This is a genomic window from Colwellia sp. SU-HH01172 (assembly GCF_057553355.1).
The window spans coordinates 518,255-541,167 of record NZ_BAAJMB010000001.1; the positions used below are offsets into that span (position 1 = coordinate 518,255).

Genomic DNA, 22,913 nt, shown 5'->3' on the forward strand with positions numbered 1-22,913 from the left:
TTGCTGCTAGTCATCGTCAATAGCAAAATTTATGTTATTTACTTTTTCCGTTTTCATGTTGTCCTTTCATCGGTCAACGTCTGCCATCACATAATCAACACTGCCCAATGTTGCAATAAGATCTGCCACCATTTGGCCACGACTAATTAACGGCAACATTTGCAAATGGGCGAAACTAGGGGTACGAATTCGTGTGCGATAGCTCATGGTGCTACCGTCACTGATCAAGTGATAACCCATAATGCCTTTGGTTGCCTCGACACTGACAGAAACTTCGCCAGCCGGAATAACCGGCCCCCATGAAACATTAAGAAAATGCGGGATAAGGGTATCGATATCTCGCATGGTGCGATCTTTCAATGGCGGCGTGGTTTGCGGATGCTCTGCTTTATAAGGGCCTTCCGGCATATTGTTTAAGCATTGTTCAATAATACGAATACTTTGCCGCATTTCTTCAACCCGCACTCGACAACGATCATAACAATCACCGTTGTGACCAAGCGGCACTTCAAAATCAAATTGATCGTATCCACTGTAGGGGCGTTGTTTACGCATGTCCCACGAATAGCCAGTGGCTCGCAAACCCGGACCAGTAATGCCCCAATCAATCGCTTCTTGGCTAGAATAGGCACCAATACCTACCGTACGTTGTTTCAAAATAGCGTTTTGCATGACCATTTTTTCGTACTCATCAAGACGTTTCGGCAAGTAGTTAACATAGTCACGTACTAAGCTGTCCCAGCCTTTTGGCAGATCTTGTGCAACACCACCAATGCGAAACCAGCTTGGGTGCATACGCGCCCCAGTAAAAGCTTCAATAATGCCAAACAACTTTTCACGATCGATAAACATATAAAAAATTGGCGAAAGTGCGCCGATATCTTGAGCAAATGTGCCATAAAACAATAAGTGACTGAGAATGCGAAACATCTCAGAGGTCATAATACGAATCACTTTCGCGCGATCAGGCACTTGAATGCCGGCAAGTTTTTCAACCGCCATCACATAAGGAAAATTATTCATCACGCCGCCGAGATAGTCGATACGATCTGTGTAAGGAATGTAACTATGCCAAGATTGCCGCTCACCCATTTTCTCGGCACCACGATGGTGATAGCCAATATCAGGCACACAATCGACGATTTCCTCTCCTTCCATTTGCAACACAATGCGAAATGCGCCATGCACACTCGGATGATTTGGGCCCAAGTTTAAGAACATGAAATCGCTATCTTTACTTTGTCGCTTCATGCCCCACGCTTCGGGATCAAATTGCAAGGCAGCTTGCTCCTTATCTTGTTGATACGGCGGTAAGGTAAAAGGATCCATTTCTGTTGCGCGCGCCGGATGAGTTTTCAGTAATGGATGCCCTTGCCAGGTATTGGGCATTAAAATACGGGTTAAATAGGGATGGTTATCAAAGACAATGCCGAACATATCCCACACTTCACGTTCGTACCAATTGGCGTTTGGCCAGAAACTGCAAACACTTTCTAATGATTTATCATTAGAGGAAAGAGCAACCTTAATACGAATATCTTGATTTCTTTGATATGAACGTAAGTGATAACTAACGGTGAACGCTTGAGATAATGACGACTTGTATTGTTTTTCACTTTCATCAATGGCAGTAATATCAAAGCACATATCAAAAGGCTTATCGAGTTGATGCCTTAATACCTGCATCAACTTAATTAACTGGTTTTTATCCAACCAAAATGACGGAATATCATCAACAATATTTTCAATAGCAGTTACCGGCTGTAATTTTAGCTCTGGCGAAATGGCAATAATTTCATCAAGCAAAGGTACTGCCTGATGCATTTGCCAATCTTTACTCGCTTTAATATCTACTTGTGCCACTCTCGACGTCCTATACCACTAAAAATTTTTATTATTAAGGTTTACGTTATCTGTTTTTTATAATCTAAATGTTATTCCACTTTACACTTGATCCGGCGGATCTAAATTTGTCACCTGAATACGTTGCTCGTGTTTAATATCACGTAATGACGGCTTAGCTATTTCGCTAACATTTTGCTCCCCTACCACCCAGCTTAAAGGTCTAGGTTGATGTTCAATATTGGTTTGCAGTAATAATAGCGCTTCCAACAATGCTTCTGGGCGCGGTGGACAACCAGGCACATAAACGTCAACAGGAATAAACTTATCAACCCCTTGCACTACGCTATAAATGTCATACATTCCGCCGGAATTAGCACATGAGCCCATAGAAATAATCCAGCGCGGCTCTAGTAATTGTTCATACAGGTGCTGAATAACGGGTGCCATTTTTCTAAAGCAGGTACCAGAAATCACCATTAGGTCTGCTTGTCTTGGGGTTGCGCGAATAACTTCCGCGCCAAAGCGTGCTATGTCGTGACGTGAGGTAAAACTGGTTGCCATTTCGACATAGCAACAACTTAAACCAAAATTAAACGGCCAAATCGAGTTCTTACGCCCCCAATTCACCATGTCATCAAGCTTAGCCATAAAAACGTTTCGCTTTAACTCTTCTTCCGAAACCCCTTTCACCTGACTCATGGCTTCATCTAGCTTCGCTTTGGTTAATGACCACTCCATTACAAACTTCCTTTATTTTGCTCAAAGAGACTGTTTTCAATTGTTTTTTGCTGCGAGCCAGTCTCTGCATGTTGCATTCGTTGTAATTGCGCTTGTCGAAAAGGTTGATGACGTTTTTTCAATTCCAACGCACCAATGCGTATTAAGTAAATTAACGCCGCCAATAAAATGGTGATAAATACACTCGCTTCAATAAAGCCAGCCCAACCAACCTCATCAAATGCGATCACCCAAGCGAACAAGTAAATAGTTTCTAAATCAAAAATAACGAAGAAAATAGCGTATAAAAAGAAGTGATTAGTAAAACGGGTTTTGTTGTTGGAAACAGAAATTATGCCAGATTCATAAGGGGTGTTTTTTGCCCGTTGTTTACCTTTGGACCCGAGGAAGTGCGACAGTAGCATCATGACAATGAGCATACCTGCTAAGATGATAAAGTAAGCCGCGATTGGCCAAACTTGAGCTATTTGATCTGATGATTCCACAACGCCCCACTTATAGTTATCACTAAAAACTACAAACCGACAGACAGCGAACTTATCGATATAAAAAACAATTTTCTGCAAACGAACACACAACAACATTTACGTTTTAGGGGCGTATAGGAGAGTAAATGAGAGATTTAAAATATCGTTTGCTCGATATTCAGAGAAAATAACAATTAAGATCACAACGGTTCGATCAAAAAATCATAATTTGGGTCGGTTAACTTCCTAACCTTATAGGGAGCTATTCATTACGCTCGGTAACATTAGCTCGCTGCATTGACTTATTATTGTTATTTCGCTTTCGCTAACTTTCTCTCTTCATTAATTCTACTGAGATAGCACCTATAGTTCACTATTCATCGTTGATATTGCAATCTGCTTATCAACATGAATCCAGTCATTCATTCAACCCGCCCTTTTGCGAGTATTTATTGCAAAAAAGATAAATTGAAAAATATGACTAACAATTTCAGTATAGAAAAGAATTTAAATAATGCTTGTTTTTTAAGCGATTATTGGCATTTTAGCTGTTCATGGTTAACAGAAAGCAATAAACACGGCGCTTGCCGTGTTTATTTTTTTGAAAAGAAATTTTTAAGCGCTAGTAAATTTAGTTAATTACTCTTCAGCGCCGTTAAGTAAATCAGAAAAGGCTGACAATTTATCTAAAACTAGCCCATGAATAGATTTTCTCGGATAGCGCCCAGTTCGACTAATTTCGCCAGCAGGTTGTGCCATTAAAACTTCTATCGCCTGGTCAATATTTTCCACGGCATAAATAGCAAACGTACCATTTTCCACTGCCTCAATAACTTCTGGCGCTAACATCAGGTTGATCATATTAGTTTTCGGGATAATTACCCCTTGTTTACCGGTTAACCCTTTATCTTTACAAAGACGATAAAAGCCCTCTATTTTCTCATTTACGCCACCAATTGATTGCACCTCACCATGCTGATTCATTGAACCTGTTATGGCAATTCCTTGGTTTATCGGTAAGTGAGCAATAGCGGAAATCAAGGCACACAGTTCCGCCATTGACGCACTATCGCCGTCAATATGACCATAAGATTGTTCAATAGCGATATTGGCCGAAATAGAAACAGGAAAATCCTGACCATATTTATGGCCCAAATAGCCGGTTAAAATCAACACACCTTTAGAATGAATGGATTTACCTAAGTCTACTTCACGCTCAATATCAGTAACTCCTTGGCTACCCGCATATACAGTCGCGGTAATACGCGCAGGTGTGCCAAAAACACTATCACCAATTTCTAGCACAGTTAAGCCATTGATATTACCGACTTTCTCACCATCAGTGTCAATCAATAACTGTCGCTCTTTAATTTCTTCCAACCAAGCTTCACTCATTCTGCCTGTGCGACGTTGTTTAGCCGCTAGTGCCATCTCTACGTGTTTACCACATAAGCCATTGTTGCCATCCGATAGTTTCCAAAGATAGTAAGCTTCATCAAGTAAGTCGTTCACTTGCACAATATTGGCTGAAATTTTCTGCTGGTGTTCAGCGCGTCGCAAGGCATATTTTACCAGTTCCAAAACCGCTTCATCGGTAACTTCCGGGTAGTTATTACGATAGGCTCGTTGACGGATCAAATTTGCGTAATCATTTAAGTTTTCATGGCTTTTTTCAAGATGGCGATCAAAGTCGGCCAGCACGCGAAATAACTCAGTAAATTCTTGATCATAGTCTTGCAAAGTATAATAAATTTCAGGATCGCCAAGCAAAATCACTTTCACTTTTAGCGGAATTTTTTCCGGTTGTAAGCTAAATGCGCCGGGTTGGCTATATTCAGAGTACGGATTTTCGATGGTAATTTGCTGTGACTTTAACGCCAATTTTAAACGTGCCCAAACTAAAGGCTGAGTTAAGAGTTTATCCGCTTCTAGCAGCAAATAACCGCCATTCGCTTTATGTAAGGCACCGGCTCGGATCAAACGATAACTGGTATAACTGCTACCTTGAAAACTGGCAAAATCAACATGACCAAACAAATTTTGAAAGGTTGGATTTTGTTCATAAATAACCGGCGCCCCTTCATCCGCTTTGCGGGCGACCAATAAGTTAGGCAAAAAGCGCTCAACCATCAACTTACGCATATCTTTGTCGCTGGATGCTTCGCTACTTTCATCGACAAGAATTTCCAATACCGCGTCAACGACATGTGCTTTCACTTTCGATAGATATTTTAATACGCCAATATTACTGGCAAATTCATGCTCAAGCTCTTTTAAGAACGGTCGAATGCTATTTTCTGCGGTTTCATGCTTAAGCTTACGCAGCTTATCCGATGAAATACGTTTCCATTGCGGCAGTTCAATTAACTGTTCTGAGAGGAAATCTTCCAATTTAGCCAATAAAATATAAAACTCGGCGCGTTTTGGCTCATTTAAATTTGCGAACTCTTTATCGTTTAATGGCTTGCCGTCAACCAATGGCGAAAAACCTATTTCACCATTTTCTTCATAAAGTACCACTTCATTTTTTAATGCGGTTTCTTCTACATCAGCAATGGCTTCGTCATACTTTTGATTAAATTCTCGGTCAATGGCGGCTTTTTGTCTTTGGTAACCTGGGTTATCAAAAATTTCAGGAAATAGATCCATCAACTCATCAATAAAGGTATTCATTCGCGTTAGTAATTGCTTACCGTCGCCTGGACTCACGTATAACTTATGAGGAGAATTAGGATCATCAAAATTATTGATGTAACACCATTCTTGTGGGGTAGGCTCTTGATTCGCAGTGGCTGCTAACATTTGCTTAATTAAGGTTTGTCGCCCAGTGCCATGTTCTCCCATAGCGTAAACATTAAAGCCAGGAGCATCCATTGACAGTCCGAAATTTAACGCCTCTTTCGCCCGTTCATGACCGATGAAAACTTGCTCTATTTCTGATGTCGGAGTGTTACTTGCAAATTGATCTACCGTTAATTTTGCGGTTAATTGGCATGGTTTAAGTCGTACACTTGTAGACACTGTTGTCATAGAAGATCTCTCGGAAATGGACGTTAATATCAAGCTGATGCTTTGATACAGAATAATTGAATATAGTGTACAGTGAGATGATGGCTTTGAGCAAAAACAATATCAATATTAGTTGAATTATTACGGTGTTAGACTGATACGTTGAAATTCCTTGCCACCACATTCTATGCATTCAACAATAACATTGGCATGACTGTAAACAACACTGTGTTGGCATTGCTGGCATTTTAGTTGACCAAAACCAACGTAGTCGCCAACATGATATTGACCTTGATGCTGAAAATCATCAACCAGTTCGGTCCATTCAACTTGCGATTTATCGGTGATTTGCGCCAGTGTTGCCCAAACATTCTCATTCAATAACTCTAAATAAATTGAATGTTTAATCTCTGACTGGGATTGCTGATAAAACTCATTAAGATCATATTTCAAGTTTTCAATAAATTGCTTAACCTGTTGTTCGGGGATCTGTTCTGCGGCGATCAATATCGATTTAATTTGGGTAATTAATTCAACAATTGAGCGCATTTCGTGCTGATTAGTTTCATCTAACCAAGTTTGAATTTTTTGATAAACCGCCTGAATACGAGATTGTTGCTCTTTCATATCGCCTCCCAATTATCTAGGTTCATTGCATAAATAAATTTTAGAAGTGACTATCAACATAGTTATTATAGTTCATATATCGGCATTAAAACTTGCGATTAAACACAACTTCCCGCTTAAAAGCATAGTTCTTGCTATTTTTATAAAAAAACTTCAGCTTTAGTTCGCTTTAACTTGTCGCTAATGCTTGAGATAAGGTATCCTATCGGGATTATTTTTATCACTTCAATTTCACTCATTAGCAACGAATTTTATGCAACTAAATTCGCTGATGACGGCAGATTGAATATCTTATTTTTAGCGTGTTTGAGAAATCTTAATGGAATCCATTTACAACCCCCAATCAATTGAAGCCGAAGTTCAAAAATTCTGGACCGATAACAATACCTTCAAAGCTGAAGAAAAACCTGGAAAAGAAAAGTTTTATTGTTTGGCAATGTTTCCATACCCAAGCGGTCGCCTCCACATGGGCCATGTGCGTAACTACAGCCTAGGGGATGTTATTTCTCGCTACCAACGTATGCAAGGCAAAAACGTTATGCAACCTATGGGTTGGGATGCGTTTGGTTTGCCAGCTGAAAATGCCGCCATTAAAAATAATTCTGCGCCAGCAAAATGGACTTATGAAAATATTGATTACATGCGCAATCAATTAAAGTCATTAGGTTTTGGTTATGACTGGAGTCGTGAATTAGCGACGTGCAAAAAAGATTATTACCGTTGGGAACAATGGTTCTTCACTCAGCTTTACGAAAAAGGCTTAGTATACAAAAAGAATGCCACGGTTAACTGGGATCCTGTTGATCAAACCGTTTTAGCCAATGAACAAGTGATTGATGGTCGCGGCTGGCGTTCAGGCGCTATCGTCGAACGTAAAGAAATTCCACAGTGGTTTATTAAAATCACCGATTATGCTGAAGAATTAATTAATGACTTAGACCAATTAACTGATTGGCCTGAACAAGTTAAAACCATGCAACGTAACTGGATTGGTCGCTCTGAAGGTGTTGAGATGACTTTCCAAGTGGCTGATTCAACTGAAAGCTTCGACATTTACACTACTCGCCCAGATACCTTAATGGGCGTCACTTATGTTGCTTTAGCAGCACAGCACCCGTTAGCGATAAATGCGGCTGAAAACAATGCTGAATTAGCGGCATTCATTGAAGAATGTAAAGCCAATAGTAAATCTACTGAAGCCGATATGGCGACAATGGAGAAAAAAGGCGTTGATACTGGCTTAAAAGCAATTCACCCACTTACCGGTGAAATAGTACCAGTATGGGCAGCAAACTTTGTACTAATGGATTACGGCTCAGGCGCGGTAATGTCAGTGCCAGGTCATGACCAACGTGACTATGAATTTGCCACTAAATACGGTTTAGAAATCAAGCAAGTTATCGCTGCCAGTGAAGGAGATGATATTAGCAAAGCGGCAATCACAGAAAAGAACAACTTAGTTAACTCTGGCGAATTCGACGGTTTAAACTTTAACGACGCTTTTAAAGCCATATCAGATAAACTTGTCGCAGAAAACAAAGGAAAAGTGACGGTAAATTACCGATTACGTGACTGGGGTGTCTCACGTCAGCGTTATTGGGGTACACCTATTCCAATGTTGAATTTAGCTAACGGCGAATCTGTGCCTGTGCCAGCTGACCAATTACCGGTTGAATTACCAGAAGACGTGGTAATGGACGGTGTTAATTCACCGATTAAAAACAATCCTGAATGGGCTAAAACCACATTCAATGGTGAAGAAGCGTTCCGCGAAACCGATACGTTCGATACCTTTATGGAATCATCGTGGTACTACGCACGTTACTGTTCACCAAGTGATGACACACAAATGTTAGATCCGGCCAAAGCCAATTACTGGCTACCGGTTGATCAGTACATAGGTGGTATTGAACATGCTATTTTACATTTACTTTACGCACGTTTTTTCCATAAATTATTGCGTGATGTTGGCTTAGTTGAGTCAAGCGAACCCTTTAAAAGCTTATTATGCCAAGGCATGGTGTTAGCCGATACCTATTACCGCGAAGCAGACAATGGCGCACAAGATTGGATTGCACCAACAGATGTAGAAGTTGAGCGTAATGAAAAAGGCCATATCACTTCAGCAGTGAGCAAGTTAGACGGCGAACCCGTTATTTCTGCTGGTATGAGCAAAATGTCTAAATCAAAAAACAATGGTATCGACCCACAAGAAGTTATCGATTTATACGGTGCTGATACTGTGCGTTTATTTATCATGTTTACTTCACCACCAGAGCAAACATTAGAATGGTCTGACTCAGGTGTTGAAGGTGCACATCGTTTCTTAAAACGCGTGTGGAAGTTAGTCTTCGACTTTACAGAACTAGGTGAGGTTTCTAAAACAGCACCAAGCATTGAAGGGTTAACACTAAATTCAGCACAAAAAACTTTACGTCGTGAATTACATAAAACCATCGCAAAAGTTAGCGATGACATTGGTCGTCGTAATACCTTTAACACAGCTATTGCTGCGATAATGGAATTAATGAACCACTTAAGTAAAGCCAGTATGGACAGTGCTGAAGATCGCGTTGTCTTGCATGAAGCCATTCGAGCTGTGGTATTAATGTTAACGCCAATCGTACCGCACTTAAGCCACCACTTGTGGAACATGGTAGGCGATGGTAATTCAGTTGAAGAAACACTATGGCCAACCCTTGATGAAAGTGCGCTGGTTGAAGATGAAAAACTAATCATAGTACAAGTTAATGGTAAAGTTCGTGCAAAAATAACCGTAGCTGCCGACGCAACAAAAGAAGCAGTAGAAGCCATGGGCTTTGCTGATGAAAATGTTAGCCGATTCACTGATGGCAAAACGGTACGCAAAGTTATTTACGTACCTGGTAAGCTATTAAATATTGTCGCCAATTAAGCGAAAGCTGCAGCTCAGTGAGTCATGGCGAGAAAAATCATGACTCACTAACAATAAGTTGCTAAGTTTAACATCACACCTTAGCGACTTATTAACTATTGTGCATTTTACTTTTACCTTACCTATATGAATAAGTGAACAATTTATGACTCAATCAATAATTCGCCAAGTCAGTATCTTTATTGCATTTAGCCTATTGTCTATCATGCTAAATGGTTGTGGTTTTCAACTGCGTGGTAATTATTTATTAGCTCCTGAGTTACAAACCATTGAGTTTAGTTCCGTTGATAAATTTGGCGAATTAACCCGGCTGGTTAAGCAACATTTAACCATTAATGATGTTAATTTAGTGAAACAAAGCAGCAAACCCATTCCACAAATGCGGATTTTGCAAGACAATCTAGATCGCCGCACCTTATCTGTATTTCCCAATGGCCAAGTTGCCGAGTATGAACTCATTTACACCGTACGTTACCAGATACTTATTCCAGGTAAAGATATTCAAAATTTTAACTTTGAATTGAACCGCGACTATCAAGACGACCCAGATATTGCCTTAGCGAAAAGTCGTGAATTATCACTAATGTTACGCGAAATGCGCCAAGAAGCCGCAACTAAAATTCTGCGTGACATGGCCAGTATTCAGCTATAACTTCTCAATCTAACTTAATCACAAGCAGTTAATATGCGCATCTATCATAATCAACTCGACAATACGCTTAAACAAGGTTTTAAGCCTGTTTGGTTGGTGTTTGGTGACGAGCCTTGGCAAAAGAATGATGCGCTTAATAAAATTAAAAACTCTGCAAAACAACAAGGTTTTGATGAAATAATTCGCTTTAGCATTGATGATAAGTTTAATTGGGATGAGTTATTCCAAGAATATCAATCGATGAGTTTATTTTCGTCTTTACGGATTATCGAAGTCGAATTTGTTAATGGTAAAATTGGCGATAATGGCGCCAAAGCCGTCACGCAATTGCTCACTATGCTGCATCAAGATATTCAGCTGATATTTTATGGACCCAAACTTGATGCACCAACGCAGAAACGTAAATGGTTTAAAAGCTTAGAAGCAGCGGGCTGCTTCTTGCCTTTGTACGATATTGAAGGTAAGCAACTCAAGCAATGGCTAGCCAACCAAGCAAAACAATTGCAGCTAGTATTGCAACCTGAAGTTATCGAATTAATGGCGGAGCTTTTCGAAGGCAACTTATCAGCTTTATCGCAAGAGTTACAAAAACTTGCTATTTTATTTGGTCAACAAACTATTGGTTTTGAAGAAGCAGAAAAGCTGGTAATTAAGCAGGCCAAGTTTAACCCATTCCAGTTAATTGATACTTTACTGATAGGTGACTTAAAAAAATGCATTGCCATGTTAGATCAGCTGCAACACGACGGTAGCGCTTTTGGCCAATTGGTTTGGTTTGTCCACAAAGAAATTAATCAATTGCATGCTATGTTAACGCAACTGAGCCAAGGCAGTAATCTCAACGAACTTTTTAAGCAATATAGAATTTGGGATAAAAAGAAGCCTTTATACCAACATGCCTTAACACATATGAGTTTAGAAAATGTCGAACAAGCTCTTGCTAGATTAGCTCAAGTTGATTTACTCAGTAAAACCAGCAGTGATTTTAACCCTTATATTTTACTGAGTGATGTCTTAATTAGCTTATATCACGGACAATTTAGTAAAAAATTTAGTTTAGATTATGAGTATAATTAAACGTAATAAAAATGAAATTGTCCTGATATTAGGTGGCACTTTTGATCCCATTCACTATGGTCATACGCTACCCGCCGAAGAAACTGCACTTTGGTTAGGGGCAAAACAAGTTTCATTGCTCCCTGCACATATTCCACCACATAAAAATAACACTCATGCTACTGCTATACAACGAAGCGCCATGGCAGCATTAGTTTGTAATCATCATCCGTTATTTAATCTTGATACTCGCGAGCTTGAACGCAACACACACTCATATACCGTTGATACTTTACTTGAACTTAAAGCTGAGCACCCTACTGCCCGTTTGCATTTCATGATGGGTATGGACTCATTATTATCTTTTACGCACTGGCAGCGCTGGCAGCAAATTCTTACCTTATGTCATTTAGTGGTGAACATTCGACCAGGTTATTCACATCAAGAACTGGAAGCTAGTATTAGCCCTGCACTGCACTCACACATAGTTCATGACATCGCTGAGTTAGAAACACATGCATTCGGGAAAATAATTCTTCATGACTGCTCTGCGGTTGATATTTCTTCAACTCAAATTCGAAATAAAATAAAAAATCGCCAAGATTATGGTCAATTCGTCAACCAAGAAGTCTCTGAGTATATAGAGCAACAGCAACTTTACCGTTAATTCCTACCATTAAAAGTCTTGCTTAGCTAAAAAACTCGCCACTGTTAACATAACACGGTTAACTGACAACCAAATTAATGTTATTATCGCCGATTATTGTTTTTAATAGAGATACAACACTTGCAAAGCTCAGATCTAATTACTTTTGTTACCGAAAAAATCGAAGACATGAAAGGCCGCGACATTGTCACTTTAGACGTGTCGAAGAAATCAAGTTTCGCCGACTACATGCTAGTTTGTTCTGGTAACTCAAAACGTCATGTTATTTCCATTGCCCAATCGCTAACCATCGAGTGTCGTGCTGCTGGTATTGAAGCCTTAGGTGTTGAAGGCACTGACGTTGGTGAATGGTCTTTAGTCGATTTAGGTGATGTTATTGTTCATGTTATGACCGATGAAATTCGTGACCGTTACCAACTAGAACAGCTGTGGGAATAATCTAAACAACAATGCGCATTACCTTATATGCAGTAGGCAATAAAATGCCAGCTTGGGTTAGCCAAGGTTTTAGTGAATATTGTCGTCGCTTTCCACGAGATATGAGTTTTCACTTAGTGGAAATTACCCCAGGTAAACGTGGCAAGAATGCCGATATTGCTCGTATTTTGGAAAAAGAAGGTGAGCAAATGCTTGCGGCTATTCCGAAAGGTAATCGCATCGTGACATTGGAAGTCGAAGGAAAACCTTGGACAACACCTGATGTTGCAAAGCAACTTGAGCGTTGGCATGTTGATAGCCGAGATGTGGCATTATTAGTTGGCGGCCCAGAAGGCTTAGCGCCAGCTTGTATTGCAGCTTCAGAGCAAAAGTGGTCATTGTCTCCGTTAACATTACCACACCCTATGGTTCGTATTGTTGTTGCCGAAAGTCTATATCGAGCCTGGTCAATTAATAACAATCATCCTTATCATCGCGAGTAAGTTATGGCAGCTAAAAAACGTGTTGCCATCAGAAACCATAGTGCTGAAGCCAATCTCTTCGCACGTCGAACTTTTATTACCTTTATTGGTGTCTTGATATTATCGTTAATACTGTTCAGTAATATTTATGACTTAGAAGTCAATTCTTACCAAAAATATCAAACGCGTTCAAATTCTAACCGCATCAAACTGTTGCCTGTTGCGCCAAATAGAGGGCTAATTTACGATCGCAATGGTGTCTTGCTAGCCGATAACAAACCGGTATACAGCTTAGAAGTCATTCCTGAGCAAGTTAAAGATATTAAAAAAAGTTTATTAGAAGTTAGCCAACTGCTAGACATCAGCCAAGAAAAACAAAACAAACTATTAAAAGCTTTAAAAAGTAAACGACGCTTTAAACCAATAGAACTTTATTCACGTTTAAGCGATCAGCAGGTGTCATTATTTTCTGTCAACCAACACAAGTTTCCCGGCTTTTTTATTGATGCGCGATTGAAGCGTTACTATCCCTTTGCTGACTTAACAACGCACTCCTTAGGTTATGTGGCGCGTATTAATCGCCGAGATTCCATTAAACTTGAAGAAAAAGGTCTCGCAGAAAACTACGCGGCAACACGTAATATTGGCAAGTTAGGATTAGAGCGGTATTACCAAGATATTTTGCATGGCACCATTGGCCATCAAGAAGTTGAAATTAACAACCAAGGACGGGTTATTCGTACTTTAGATTTTACTCCGCCTATTCCCGGTAAAGACCTAACCTTAACCTTAGATATCGAACTACAAATGATTGCCAAACGCGCCCTTTCAGGCAAGCGTGGCGCCGTTGTTGCCATTGACCCAAGAGATGGTGGTGTACTCGCTATGTACTCAAATCCAAGCTTTGATGGTAACCTTTTTGTTCACGGTATCAGCAGTAAAAAATATAAAAAACTCTTAGATCCTAAAAGTAATAAACCTTTGCTTAACCGCGCCGTACAAGGTTATCCACCCGCTTCAACCATAAAACCGTTACTGGCTCTTACCGGTTTAGAAGCCGGCATTATTACACCAGAAACGGAAATTTATGATCCAGGCTTTTATCAATTACCTGGTATAGAAACTAAAAGACGTGACTGGAAAAAATGGGGTCATGGCAAAGTCAATTTAACGAAATCATTAGAACAATCTTGTAATGTCTATTATTACGATTTAGCTTATAAACTCGGCATTACCCGCATAAGCAAAATGATGGAAAAATTCGGTTTCGGTGAGCATACCGGCATCGATATTCATGAAGAAAGTCGCGCTATTATGCCCAGTGTTGAATGGAAAAGAGCGCGCTACAATCAGAACTGGTATACCGGTGAAACGCTATCGGTCGGAATTGGTCAAAGCTATTGGACAGTGACCCCCTTGCAGCTATCACAGGCGATATCTATTTTAGTTAATAAGGGCGAGATCAAGGTGCCTCACTTATTAAAGGCAACTAAGGAAGTTATAGTTAATTCAGACCAGCCAAGCAAACAAGAGCAGCTAATTACCGAATATCAAGTTGATGAAAAACCACCAATTATTCTTTCGAATCAAAATAGTTGGGACATAGTGTTGGACGGCTTACACAACACGGTACAAAAAGTCGGTGCTACTGGTTATACCGCCTTTAAAGGCAGTAAATATGATGCTGCCGGTAAAACCGGTTCAGCACAAACCGCTAATATTGCACAAGATGAAAAATACGATGCAACTAAAGTACAAGAAAATAAACGTGACAACGCGATGTTTATCGCTTTTGCTCCCTATGAGAATCCAGAAATAGTGGTTGCCGTTGCAATTGAGAACGTTGCCAAAGGTGGTGGTGGCGCAAACGCGGCTCCCGTAGCACGCCAAATCATGGATCAATATTTTGGTGATAGAAAAATTATCAGTAAAGACAGCAGTAAACATGCCTTACACAGCAATGTCTATCATCAAGATATCAACTCAAAACCAAAGCAAAACTCGAACCAAAATATGGGAACTCACTAGTGCGCAGTACCGGACAAGATCAGCAAAAGCAACGGACGTTGTGGCAACGACTGCACATTGATTTACCTTTATTAACCGGTATTTTAGTATTAATGACACTGGGACTTTTTGTCGTTTATAGTGCCGGTGGGCAAGAAAGCGCCATGATAATACGTCATGCTAAACGTGTTGGTGTTGCCCTGTTTGTAATGTTTATTGTCGCGCAGATTCCACCATTATCTTATCGAAAATGGGCAGTGCCCGTTTTTGTTTTAGGACTGATGCTATTAACCGCAGTTTTACTTTTCGGTCACGTTGGTAAAGGCGCACAGCGCTGGTTAGATCTAGGTTTCACTAAATTCCAGCCATCAGAAATAATGAAACTTGTTGTTCCTATCATGATCGCTTGGTATGTCAGTCAATACGATCTACCAACAAGAATTTCTAAAATACTAATCGCCTTCATTTTAGTACTCATGCCAACATTACTCATAGCTAAACAACCGGATTTAGGTACCTCGTTGCTTATCGCCAGCTCAGGTATTTTCGTGATCTTTCTCGCCGGCGCAAGTTGGAAGTTAATCGGTACCTGTGCGGCAATGGCGTCCGCATTTGCACCAATATTGTGGATGTTCTTGATGAAGCCTTATCAAAAACAACGGGTGCTGACATTCCTAAATCCTGAGCAAGATCCTCTTGGCTCGGGTTACCATATTATTCAATCTAAAATAGCTATCGGTTCCGGTGGTATTCAAGGTAAAGGTTGGTTGCAAGGCACTCAGTCACAATTAGAGTTTTTACCTGAACGTCATACTGACTTTATCTTTGCGGTATTTAGTGAAGAGTTTGGCTTAGTTGGTGTCGGGCTTTTGTTAACCGTCTACCTAGCGATTGTTATGCGAGGTTTGTGGATTGCAGTGAATGCTCAACATGCCTTCACTAAGTTGTTAGCGGGGAGCCTAACCTTAACCTTTTTTGTTTATGTTTTTGTCAACATTGGTATGGTTTCTGGCTTATTACCTGTGGTCGGTGTACCTTTACCATTAGTGAGTTACGGTGGCACCTCTATGGTGACATTAATGGCAGGTTTTGGCATGCTAATGGCTATAAGTACACACAGACGATTTCATGCATAATTCCCCTAAACGAGTGTAAACAGTTGATATGACAATTATAAAAATAAAAAGCAGCTTAGTCATAATCACCATTGTTTGTCTGATATCGGCCTGTAGCACAGGCACAGGCCGGTATCAGCAAAAGCATGATAGCAAACCTAGTAGATTACCCAATAGCAGTGAGCTTCATGATGCAACACCACGCGCTGAAGCGCATAGCCGTGGCGGTAACAAAAACTACCAAGTGCGTGGTAAACATTATCAAGTTTTAAAATCAGCAAAAAATTTCACTGAATCTGGTATTGCTTCTTGGTACGGTCGAAAATTTCATGGCCATTTAACCTCTAACGGTGAAATTTACGATATGTACGCCATGAGCGCGGCTCACAAAAACTTGCCATTACCGACTTACCTTAAAGTGGTTAATAATGATAATAACCTGAGCGTTATTGTGCGAGTAAATGACCGAGGCCCTTTTCATCAAAGCCGTATCATCGACTTATCTTACAGCGCCGCATATAAGCTAGATATGCTAAAAACTGGTACCGCCAATGTCACGATTACTGCCATTACTGACTTTTCAGCCAATGGCTTAGCAAAGCTTAATGGCAACAGCATAAATTCCTCGGTAACAAAAATTAAAACAGCCACTAAGCCATCATTGCCGTTAACCCCTGCGTTAGCTTCAGTAAACGAAAATATCGCAACCGATACAAAGACAACAGCTGACGTTAACAAACCTGCCGCTCTTCCTTCGGCTAGCTTAACAGCAAACAATGGCAATTCTCATCCTCATTATATCCAGGTATTTGCTAGCAAAAGTCACACTCAAGCTGACAAGCTCGCAAACGCATTAGCTAAGCGGCACCAAGAAAATACCCAGTTAGAACAAATAAATGGAATTTTTCGTGTTTTGATCGGTCCGATAAAACAGCGTGATGAAATAACAAACTTGTTGTTATCGATTAAAGATAATGGCTATCCTAATGCATTTATCCGTAAGTTGAATTAATCACTTAATGTAATGGGAACAAGTTAGGCTGGTCAGTTAAATTTTGTCACTAACGCAGTAGCATTTTAGTCATGAATATTTTCAATCATGACTAAAGCTCATCAACTGTAACAATTTGATGGCTTAGGCCAATAGAATTCAAAATGAAAAATGTTATACTGCGTAAAATTTTTATAATTTCCATTAAATAATAGCGTTACAGGACAATTATGCCCCAGATTCAAGCTAGTAGAGCGACAAGAAAACCAACTAAATTACTGACATTTTTCGGTTCTGTTTTATTAAGTGTTTGCTCTCTTGCTCATGCACAAACTATCATCCCTTCAGCACCGGAAGTAAATGCTAAAGGTCATATTTTAATTGATTACACCACTGGTAAAGTGATCGCTGAAAGTAATGCCGATATCTTACTTGCGCCAGCAAGTTTAACCAAAATGATGACCAGCTACATCATAGGTAAAGAGCTTGATAGTGGTAACATTAGTAATGATGATGCAGTAAAAATTAGTGAAAAAGCTTGGGCGAAAAATTTCCCCGATTCATCAAAAATGTTTATTGAAGTGGGCACAGAAGTACCCGTTAGTTTGCTAAACCAAGGTATTATTGTTGCCTCAGGTAATGACGCATGTGTTGCTATGGCCGAGCACATTGCCGGTAGCGAAGACGCGTTCGCGCAATTAATGAATGCTCATGCCGAGCAATTAGGCATGCACAGTAGCTATTTTGAAAATAGTCATGGTCTTGACAGTAAAGAACATAAAACCACAGCACGCGATATGGCAACACTAGCGGTAGCACTTATTCGCGACGTGCCAAATGAATACAAACTCTACAGCCAAAAATCCTTCAGCTACAACAACATCAAACAATATAATCGTAACAGCTTGTTGTGGGATAAAAGTATGAATGTTGATGGCTTAAAAACTGGCCATACTTCACAAGCTGGCTACAGTTTGGTGACGTCAGCAACTAAAGGTGATATGCGCTTAGTCAGCGTGGTTATGGGCACTGATAGCGAACGTGCACGTAAAGTAGAAAGCAAAAAGTTACTCAATTATGGTTTCCGTTTTTTTGAAACCTATACTCCATACAAAGCGGGTGAAAAATTTGTTAGTAACCGTATTTGGATGGGCGATAGCAAAGAAGTTGACTTAGGTATTATGGTAGATACCCCTATCACTATTCCTCGTGGCCAACGTAAGAACTTGCAAGCTAACTTTGAACTAGACCAGCAACTAACAGCGCCACTTCAAAAAGGTGCGGTTGTTGGTAAATTGTTCTTACAACTCGATGGTGAAGACATTGCTCAGTACCCACTTGTTACGTTACAAGAAGTACAAGAAGGTAGCATGTTCAATAAGTTAATGGATTATGTAAAATTACAGTTTGCCAACTAAGTACTACGTAAAGATCATTAAGCGATAATTGAAAACTCAGCCATGGCTGAGTTTTTTGTTTTTATCACGAATAACTCGCCATCACTCAAATTTATTTAATGGTAAATAAACACGAATAAAACCATGATCAAACATTGATTTTAGATAAACTCCCCTCATTTAATAGCGCATAGCCACAAGCAAATTAACGACGACTGATCACATTTAGCAGAAATAGTGTTAAAATATCGCCAATTTAAACATGCAGTCGTTACGATTATTAACTTTAACAGTTAAATCCATTAAACAACCGGTAACGTACTGGTGTTGAACAGCGTAAGAGAAAATAAATGAAAACTAAGTTTGATGAATTATTAGAATTCCCAACGGTACTAAATTTTAAAGTCATGGGCGTTGCTTGTGACGAACTACCGGATCTTGTTATTGGCGAGTTGCAAAAGCACACTCCGGGCGATTATGTACCGAAAATAAAGCCCAGTTCAAAAGGCAATTATCATTCTATTTCCATAGCGGTAACCGTAACAAGTAAAGAGCATATTGAAAAAATATACAAAACGCTTAATGCCATTGAGCAAGTACGCTACGTTCTTTAATCCCTACTTCTTGTCCGGTGTAATCCAATTATTATTTGGATATAATACACTCAACAAAATTTATAGAGATATATTTTGAAAAACACATTGATTATTCGGCAACTGAATAGCATCGATTATGTCGATGTTTGGCATGCCATGCAAAATTTCACCGATAATCGAGATGAAAATACCGCTGACGAACTTTGGCTCGTAGAGCACCCGCCAGTATTTACTCAAGGACAGGCCGGTAAAGACGAACATCTACTAATGCCAGGCGATATTCCGGTAGTTAAAGTGGATAGAGGCGGACAAGTGACATATCACGGTCCTGGCCAGCAAGTTATTTATTTTATGATTAATTTGCGTCGTCGAAAAATGGGCGTGAGAGAACTTGTTACCTTGATTGAAAATGGTATCGTCGCGTCAATGGCAGACTTTGGCATAGAGGCGAAGGCAAAGCCTGATGCGCCAGGTGTCTATGTGAACGATAAAAAAATTGCCTCATTAGGATTACGTGTCCGCAAAGGCTGTTCTTTTCACGGCCTAGCACTGAACGTCAACATGGATTTATCACCATTTCAACGCATTAACCCTTGCGGTTATCAAGGCTTAGAAATGATACAAACAATTGATCTACAAGGCCCAACTTCTGTAGAGCAAGCAGGTGATTCACTGGTTAAACACTTAAGTGAATTATTGCAGACCGAAAATTTATCTTATCAAACGGGATTGGAAACAGTACATGACCACTAAATCATCACGCATTACTCCAGGCACTAAATTACGTGACGCCGATAAAATGGCGCACATCCCTATTAAGGTTGTCACCTCTGAGCGAAAAACAATGCTGAGAAAGCCTGACTGGTTGCGTATTAAGTTACCAAAAAGCTCCGAACGTATTGATGGCATCAAAGCGGCATTACGTAAGCATGATTTGCATTCAGTGTGTGAAGAAGCATCATGCCCTAACTTATCTGAGTGCTTTAATCACGGCACAGCGACCTTTATGATCTTAGGTGATATTTGTACTCGCCGTTGCCCGTTTTGTGATGTTGGCCATGGTCGTCCATTGCAAGCAGATAAAGATGAACCCCGCAAGTTAGCGTTAACTCTGAAAGACATGAAGTTAAAATATGTTGTGATCACCTCAGTTGATCGTGATGACTTACGTGACGGTGGTGCACAACAATTTGCTGACTGTATTACCGAGATTGCTGAACATTCACCACATACTAAAGTTGAAATTTTAGTACCTGATTTCCGTGGTCGTATGGATCGTGCGCTAGAAATTTTAAATAAAAATCCTCCAGGGGTATTTAACCATAACCTGGAAACTGCACCGCGCTTATATACTAAGGCTCGTCCTGGCGCCAACTATCAATGGTCTTTAGATTTATTGAAAAAGTTTGGTGAAGCTAACCCAAGCGTACCAACTAAATCAGGCTTAATGGTAGGTTTAGGTGAAACTAACGAAGAAATTCTACAAGTAATGCGTGATTTACGTGCTCATGGCGTAACCATGTTAACCATTGGTCAATACTTACAACCAAGTAAGCATCACTTGCCGGTTGAGCGTTACGTTCATCCTGACGATTTTGACATGTTTAAACGTGAAGCCGATAAAATGGGCTTTGATCACGCCGCATGTGGTCCGTTAGTGCGCTCAAGCTACCATGCCGATAAACAAGCGGCTGGTGAAGAAGTGAAGTAGTATTTATTTAATAGGCAAAGCTCCACTTGTCTTAAATAAAAAAGCTAGAAGATTACCTTCTAGCTTTTTTGTTGCTAATGCTCTTTATTTAAATCTATTTAATTAAAGCTAGCGCGGTAAAAACTCTATCGCCCATACTGTTGTCATCAGTGGTACATCTTCCGCGCCAAAGTCTATCGAACGTAGGATCACCAATAACTGTCTTTCCAACTTGGCGTTTTCCAATTCACTCGACTCTATAACAACTTGGCTGATAGCGCCACTTGGCTGAATTTCAATATTAAAGACCACTTTCCCTTTTAATAACGGATCTTTGCGTAGCGCTCGGTTATATAAGGCATAAAGTCGAGCTTTGCTCGCTTCTAAGGTTTGTCTTAGCTTCATTTCCGAACGAACATTATCTAGGCTTTGGCTATCAGCATATTGCTCTTCGCCTTCGCCGCTTGCCAATACTTCTTCATCTGACAACCGAATGGTTTGCGTGTTATGTGTGCTTAGCTCATCACTCGCTACCGTTTGGCTAACTTTGGCATTGGCTAAAGCACTACTTTGCTGATTAACCTTAGCAGCAAGTAATTTACGTTTAACCTGTGTTTGGTTAACATCATTTTTTTGTAATTGCTTACTCGCATTCGGTTTTATTTCTAGCACCTCCCGCATCGCCAGTAATTCATCTTTCATCGCCGCTAAGCCCGAAGATTGCGCTTTTTGCTTTGCAGCTTGACGCTTATTTACCGGCTTTTCTACGGCAACTTTTTTAGGTTTTGGCTTTGGAACTTTTTTCGGCTCTGGCGGCTCTACCACCTTTTCTTCTGGTGGTTTTGGCGTTATCGGCTCAGGTGGCGGCAACTGTTTTTTCTCGATAACAATACGTGTTAACTGTGCCGGTACTTGTTCCTTGATTTCTCGAGGTACTTCAATACGTTCAATAAAAGGCACGACAACAGCGACAACAAAATAAAGCGCAATTAACGCCAATAAAATATTATAGAATTTTTTATCTTGGCTACTATTAGTCAAAAAATCTAAAGATATTGCTTGAGCGTTTCCACCAATTCCCTGGGTTAATGGCGACATAGTTAAATTTGCATGAGTCACTATTTAGCCCTCCCCTGTACTGCTGACATTTGCGCTCGCGGCTTTATTCGCTGCCACTTGTTCAACCGCCAACGACATATTGCGAAAGTTCGCTTCGGCACATACGGTCATTATTTGCTTGAGTATTTGATACTCAATATTGGCGTCACCCAAAATCGTCACGGCGCGACCATTTTCTTGCTCTAACTCGGTCAATTCCGGTCGCTTTGCCGCTTGATAATTCAATTCGGTTTTTAACGCTGCCATCAAAGCGTCAATATCAGCTGCTGTTAATGCTATTTCTTTGCTATCAGCACTTTTTTGCCAAACGGCACGTTCTTGCACCATGACACGATTATCAAAAACGGCAACAACAATATTTTCACTCGGCAGTTGATCAGCTACAGAAACCGGTAAATTAAGCTTTTCTGAATTTTGTAATACCCGTACTTCCGACTGATTCACAATTAAGAAGAACACCAGAATGGTAAAAATATCCATCAAGGAAACTAGGTTTAGCTTGCTTGCCGCACCGAGACGTTTATGGTGGCGAGCTAAACGTTTTGCTCGTAATGATTGTTTCATTAGGGCGTCGCCTCCGTAACTTCTGGCAGAGCACTCGGCGCATCACCTAAAGATATTTCAGGAAAAAGTTCTGCATCAACAACACTGGCTGCAACAACAGCTTTAAAAGAACGTACTGTGTCCATTGCCGATACTATGGTCTGATAATCAATTTCTTGACTAAGTAAGATAACAATGTCTTTTTTCTCAATGTTCTGTTGCTGAAAGGTCAATTTCAGATCTTGCAAATATAAAGATAACGCAGGAAAATCGTATGCACTTGTCGCAACAGTTGTACTGTTATCTGCAACCGCAGTTGCGCTAAAGCTCTTCAGCAAAATTCCGCTCGGATAATTGAGCAGCATACCTTGGCTATCAATCACTAATTCTAAGCGTTTGGGCTTCTCATCTGGATTTGCCGCATTGCTTTCAGCGCTAATTGGTAGTTGCAGGTTAAGTATTCTGACTTGCGAGAACACTAAACTCAGCAACAGTACCGGCACAAGTACTATCATCAAGTTCATAAATGAAGTGATATCAAGCTCGGCCTCTTGTTGAGGTGGGCGACGAAGGCGTCTCAT

At 40.2% G+C, this 22,913-nt stretch carries 21 protein-coding genes; 13 read left to right on the forward strand and 8 right to left on the reverse strand.

Going from position 1 to position 22,913, the window contains the following annotated elements; translation table 11 throughout:
• Nucleotides 1–66 precede the first annotated feature (66 nt).
• The 5 genes from nuoC to AC27JP_RS02355 all read right to left on the reverse strand — a co-directional run bounded on the left by nuoC (nucleotide 67) and on the right by AC27JP_RS02355 (nucleotide 6,686).
• Nucleotides 67–1,824: an NADH-quinone oxidoreductase subunit C/D gene (nuoC, locus tag AC27JP_RS02335; protein ID WP_487113420.1), complete on the reverse strand. Its 1,758-nt coding sequence runs from the start codon at nucleotides 1,822–1,824 to the stop codon at nucleotides 67–69.
• A 120-nt stretch (nucleotides 1,825–1,944) separates the two neighbouring features.
• Entirely contained in the window at nucleotides 1,945–2,544 is a 600-nt protein-coding gene (locus tag AC27JP_RS02340) for a NuoB/complex I 20 kDa subunit family protein (protein WP_487113422.1), read from the reverse strand.
• A gap of 38 nt (nucleotides 2,545–2,582) precedes the next feature.
• Nucleotides 2,583–3,068 carry an NADH-quinone oxidoreductase subunit A gene (gene ndhC, locus AC27JP_RS02345; RefSeq protein ID WP_487111829.1) on the reverse strand — a complete coding sequence of 162 codons (486 nt, stop codon included), beginning with the start codon at nucleotides 3,066–3,068 and terminating at the stop codon, nucleotides 2,583–2,585.
• A gap of 621 nt (nucleotides 3,069–3,689) precedes the next feature.
• Nucleotides 3,690–6,080 carry an AAA family ATPase gene (locus AC27JP_RS02350; protein WP_487111830.1) on the reverse strand — a complete coding sequence of 797 codons (2,391 nt, stop codon included), beginning with the start codon at nucleotides 6,078–6,080 and terminating at the stop codon, nucleotides 3,690–3,692.
• Between the two features lie 120 nt (nucleotides 6,081–6,200).
• Nucleotides 6,201–6,686, reverse strand: coding sequence for a zinc ribbon-containing protein (locus AC27JP_RS02355; protein WP_487111831.1), 486 nt, complete (start codon nucleotides 6,684–6,686; stop codon nucleotides 6,201–6,203).
• Nucleotides 6,687–7,005: 319 nt separating this feature from the next.
• On the opposite strand from AC27JP_RS02355, the gene leuS reads away from it, so the two are divergent.
• The 13 genes from leuS to lipA all read left to right on the forward strand — a co-directional run bounded on the left by leuS (nucleotide 7,006) and on the right by lipA (nucleotide 20,691).
• Nucleotides 7,006–9,600: a leucine--tRNA ligase gene (leuS, locus tag AC27JP_RS02360; RefSeq protein WP_487111832.1), complete on the forward strand. Its 2,595-nt coding sequence runs from the start codon at nucleotides 7,006–7,008 to the stop codon at nucleotides 9,598–9,600.
• Nucleotides 9,601–9,745: 145 nt separating this feature from the next.
• Nucleotides 9,746–10,252 carry an LPS-assembly lipoprotein LptE gene (locus AC27JP_RS02365; RefSeq protein ID WP_487111833.1) on the forward strand — a complete coding sequence of 169 codons (507 nt, stop codon included), beginning with the start codon at nucleotides 9,746–9,748 and terminating at the stop codon, nucleotides 10,250–10,252.
• Nucleotides 10,253–10,285: 33 nt separating this feature from the next.
• Nucleotides 10,286–11,329: a DNA polymerase III subunit delta gene (gene holA / locus AC27JP_RS02370; RefSeq protein WP_487111834.1), complete on the forward strand. Its 1,044-nt coding sequence runs from the start codon at nucleotides 10,286–10,288 to the stop codon at nucleotides 11,327–11,329.
• Nucleotides 11,316–11,975 carry a nicotinate-nucleotide adenylyltransferase gene (gene nadD, locus AC27JP_RS02375; RefSeq protein ID WP_487111835.1) on the forward strand — a complete coding sequence of 220 codons (660 nt, stop codon included), beginning with the start codon at nucleotides 11,316–11,318 and terminating at the stop codon, nucleotides 11,973–11,975. The genes holA and nadD overlap by 14 nt, the downstream gene beginning before the upstream one ends.
• 120 nt (nucleotides 11,976–12,095) lie before the next feature.
• On the forward strand, nucleotides 12,096–12,413 hold the full coding sequence (gene rsfS / locus AC27JP_RS02380; protein ID WP_487111836.1) for a ribosome silencing factor: 318 nt from the start codon (nucleotides 12,096–12,098) through the stop codon (nucleotides 12,411–12,413).
• Nucleotides 12,414–12,424: 11 nt separating this feature from the next.
• Nucleotides 12,425–12,895 carry a 23S rRNA (pseudouridine(1915)-N(3))-methyltransferase RlmH gene (gene rlmH / locus AC27JP_RS02385; protein WP_487111837.1) on the forward strand — a complete coding sequence of 157 codons (471 nt, stop codon included), beginning with the start codon at nucleotides 12,425–12,427 and terminating at the stop codon, nucleotides 12,893–12,895.
• Between the two features lie 3 nt (nucleotides 12,896–12,898).
• The gene (gene mrdA, locus AC27JP_RS02390; RefSeq protein ID WP_487111838.1) at nucleotides 12,899–14,902 is read left to right on the forward strand and encodes a penicillin-binding protein 2; all 2,004 of its coding nucleotides are present in this window, start codon (nucleotides 12,899–12,901) and stop codon (nucleotides 14,900–14,902) included.
• Nucleotides 14,902–16,017: a rod shape-determining protein RodA gene (gene rodA, locus AC27JP_RS02395; protein WP_487111839.1), complete on the forward strand. Its 1,116-nt coding sequence runs from the start codon at nucleotides 14,902–14,904 to the stop codon at nucleotides 16,015–16,017. The genes mrdA and rodA overlap by 1 nt, the downstream gene beginning before the upstream one ends.
• 28 nt (nucleotides 16,018–16,045) lie before the next feature.
• Entirely contained in the window at nucleotides 16,046–17,008 is a 963-nt protein-coding gene (locus AC27JP_RS02400) for a septal ring lytic transglycosylase RlpA family protein (protein ID WP_487111840.1), read from the forward strand.
• Nucleotides 17,009–17,217: 209 nt separating this feature from the next.
• Nucleotides 17,218–18,405 carry a serine hydrolase gene (locus AC27JP_RS02405; protein WP_487111841.1) on the forward strand — a complete coding sequence of 396 codons (1,188 nt, stop codon included), beginning with the start codon at nucleotides 17,218–17,220 and terminating at the stop codon, nucleotides 18,403–18,405.
• Between the two features lie 329 nt (nucleotides 18,406–18,734).
• Entirely contained in the window at nucleotides 18,735–18,998 is a 264-nt protein-coding gene (gene ybeD / locus AC27JP_RS02410; protein WP_487111842.1) for a DUF493 family protein YbeD, read from the forward strand.
• A 75-nt stretch (nucleotides 18,999–19,073) separates the two neighbouring features.
• On the forward strand, nucleotides 19,074–19,733 hold the full coding sequence (gene lipB, locus AC27JP_RS02415; protein ID WP_487111843.1) for a lipoyl(octanoyl) transferase LipB: 660 nt from the start codon (nucleotides 19,074–19,076) through the stop codon (nucleotides 19,731–19,733).
• A complete protein-coding gene (gene lipA / locus AC27JP_RS02420; protein ID WP_487111844.1) occupies nucleotides 19,723–20,691 on the forward strand; it encodes a lipoyl synthase in 969 nt (322 codons plus the stop codon). Before lipB ends, lipA begins: the two co-directional genes overlap by 11 nt.
• Before the next feature lie 108 nt (nucleotides 20,692–20,799).
• Here the strand turns inward: lipA and AC27JP_RS02425 are convergent, their stop codons facing one another.
• From AC27JP_RS02425 to AC27JP_RS02435, 3 genes are read right to left on the reverse strand one after another with little or no spacing between them, the layout of a single operon-like run.
• Nucleotides 20,800–21,789 carry an AgmX/PglI C-terminal domain-containing protein gene (locus AC27JP_RS02425; RefSeq protein WP_487111845.1) on the reverse strand — a complete coding sequence of 330 codons (990 nt, stop codon included), beginning with the start codon at nucleotides 21,787–21,789 and terminating at the stop codon, nucleotides 20,800–20,802.
• Between the two features lie 3 nt (nucleotides 21,790–21,792).
• Nucleotides 21,793–22,353, reverse strand: a complete 561-nt coding sequence (locus AC27JP_RS02430; RefSeq protein WP_487111846.1) for an ExbD/TolR family protein — start codon at nucleotides 22,351–22,353, stop codon at nucleotides 21,793–21,795.
• Nucleotides 22,353–22,913, reverse strand: a complete 561-nt coding sequence (locus tag AC27JP_RS02435) for a biopolymer transporter ExbD (protein WP_487111847.1) — start codon at nucleotides 22,911–22,913, stop codon at nucleotides 22,353–22,355. Before AC27JP_RS02435 ends, AC27JP_RS02430 begins: the two co-directional genes overlap by 1 nt.

Bases quoted from the DNA above. Each gene is read 5' to 3' on its own strand.
- AC27JP_RS02405 (WP_487111841.1), top strand. From the start codon at position 17,218: ATGCCCCAGATTCAAGCTAGTAGAGCGACAAGAAAACCAACTAAATTA.
- holA (WP_487111834.1), top strand. From the start codon at position 10,286: ATGCGCATCTATCATAATCAACTCGACAATACGCTTAAACAAGGTTTT.
- lipA (WP_487111844.1), top strand. From the start codon at position 19,723: ATGACCACTAAATCATCACGCATTACTCCAGGCACTAAATTACGTGAC.
- AC27JP_RS02355 (WP_487111831.1), bottom strand. From the start codon at position 6,686: ATGAAAGAGCAACAATCTCGTATTCAGGCGGTTTATCAAAAAATTCAA.
- ybeD (WP_487111842.1), top strand. From the start codon at position 18,735: ATGAAAACTAAGTTTGATGAATTATTAGAATTCCCAACGGTACTAAAT.
- mrdA (WP_487111838.1), top strand. From the start codon at position 12,899: ATGGCAGCTAAAAAACGTGTTGCCATCAGAAACCATAGTGCTGAAGCC.
- nadD (WP_487111835.1), top strand. From the start codon at position 11,316: ATGAGTATAATTAAACGTAATAAAAATGAAATTGTCCTGATATTAGGT.
- leuS (WP_487111832.1), top strand. From the start codon at position 7,006: ATGGAATCCATTTACAACCCCCAATCAATTGAAGCCGAAGTTCAAAAA.
- AC27JP_RS02340 (WP_487113422.1), bottom strand. From the start codon at position 2,544: ATGAGTCAGGTGAAAGGGGTTTCGGAAGAAGAGTTAAAGCGAAACGTT.
- rlmH (WP_487111837.1), top strand. From the start codon at position 12,425: ATGCGCATTACCTTATATGCAGTAGGCAATAAAATGCCAGCTTGGGTT.
- AC27JP_RS02400 (WP_487111840.1), top strand. From the start codon at position 16,046: ATGACAATTATAAAAATAAAAAGCAGCTTAGTCATAATCACCATTGTT.
- nuoC (WP_487113420.1), bottom strand. From the start codon at position 1,824: ATGCATCAGGCAGTACCTTTGCTTGATGAAATTATTGCCATTTCGCCA.
- AC27JP_RS02435 (WP_487111847.1), bottom strand. From the start codon at position 22,913: ATGAGACGCCTTCGTCGCCCACCTCAACAAGAGGCCGAGCTTGATATC.
- AC27JP_RS02430 (WP_487111846.1), bottom strand. From the start codon at position 22,353: ATGAAACAATCATTACGAGCAAAACGTTTAGCTCGCCACCATAAACGT.
- AC27JP_RS02365 (WP_487111833.1), top strand. From the start codon at position 9,746: ATGACTCAATCAATAATTCGCCAAGTCAGTATCTTTATTGCATTTAGC.
- AC27JP_RS02350 (WP_487111830.1), bottom strand. From the start codon at position 6,080: ATGACAACAGTGTCTACAAGTGTACGACTTAAACCATGCCAATTAACC.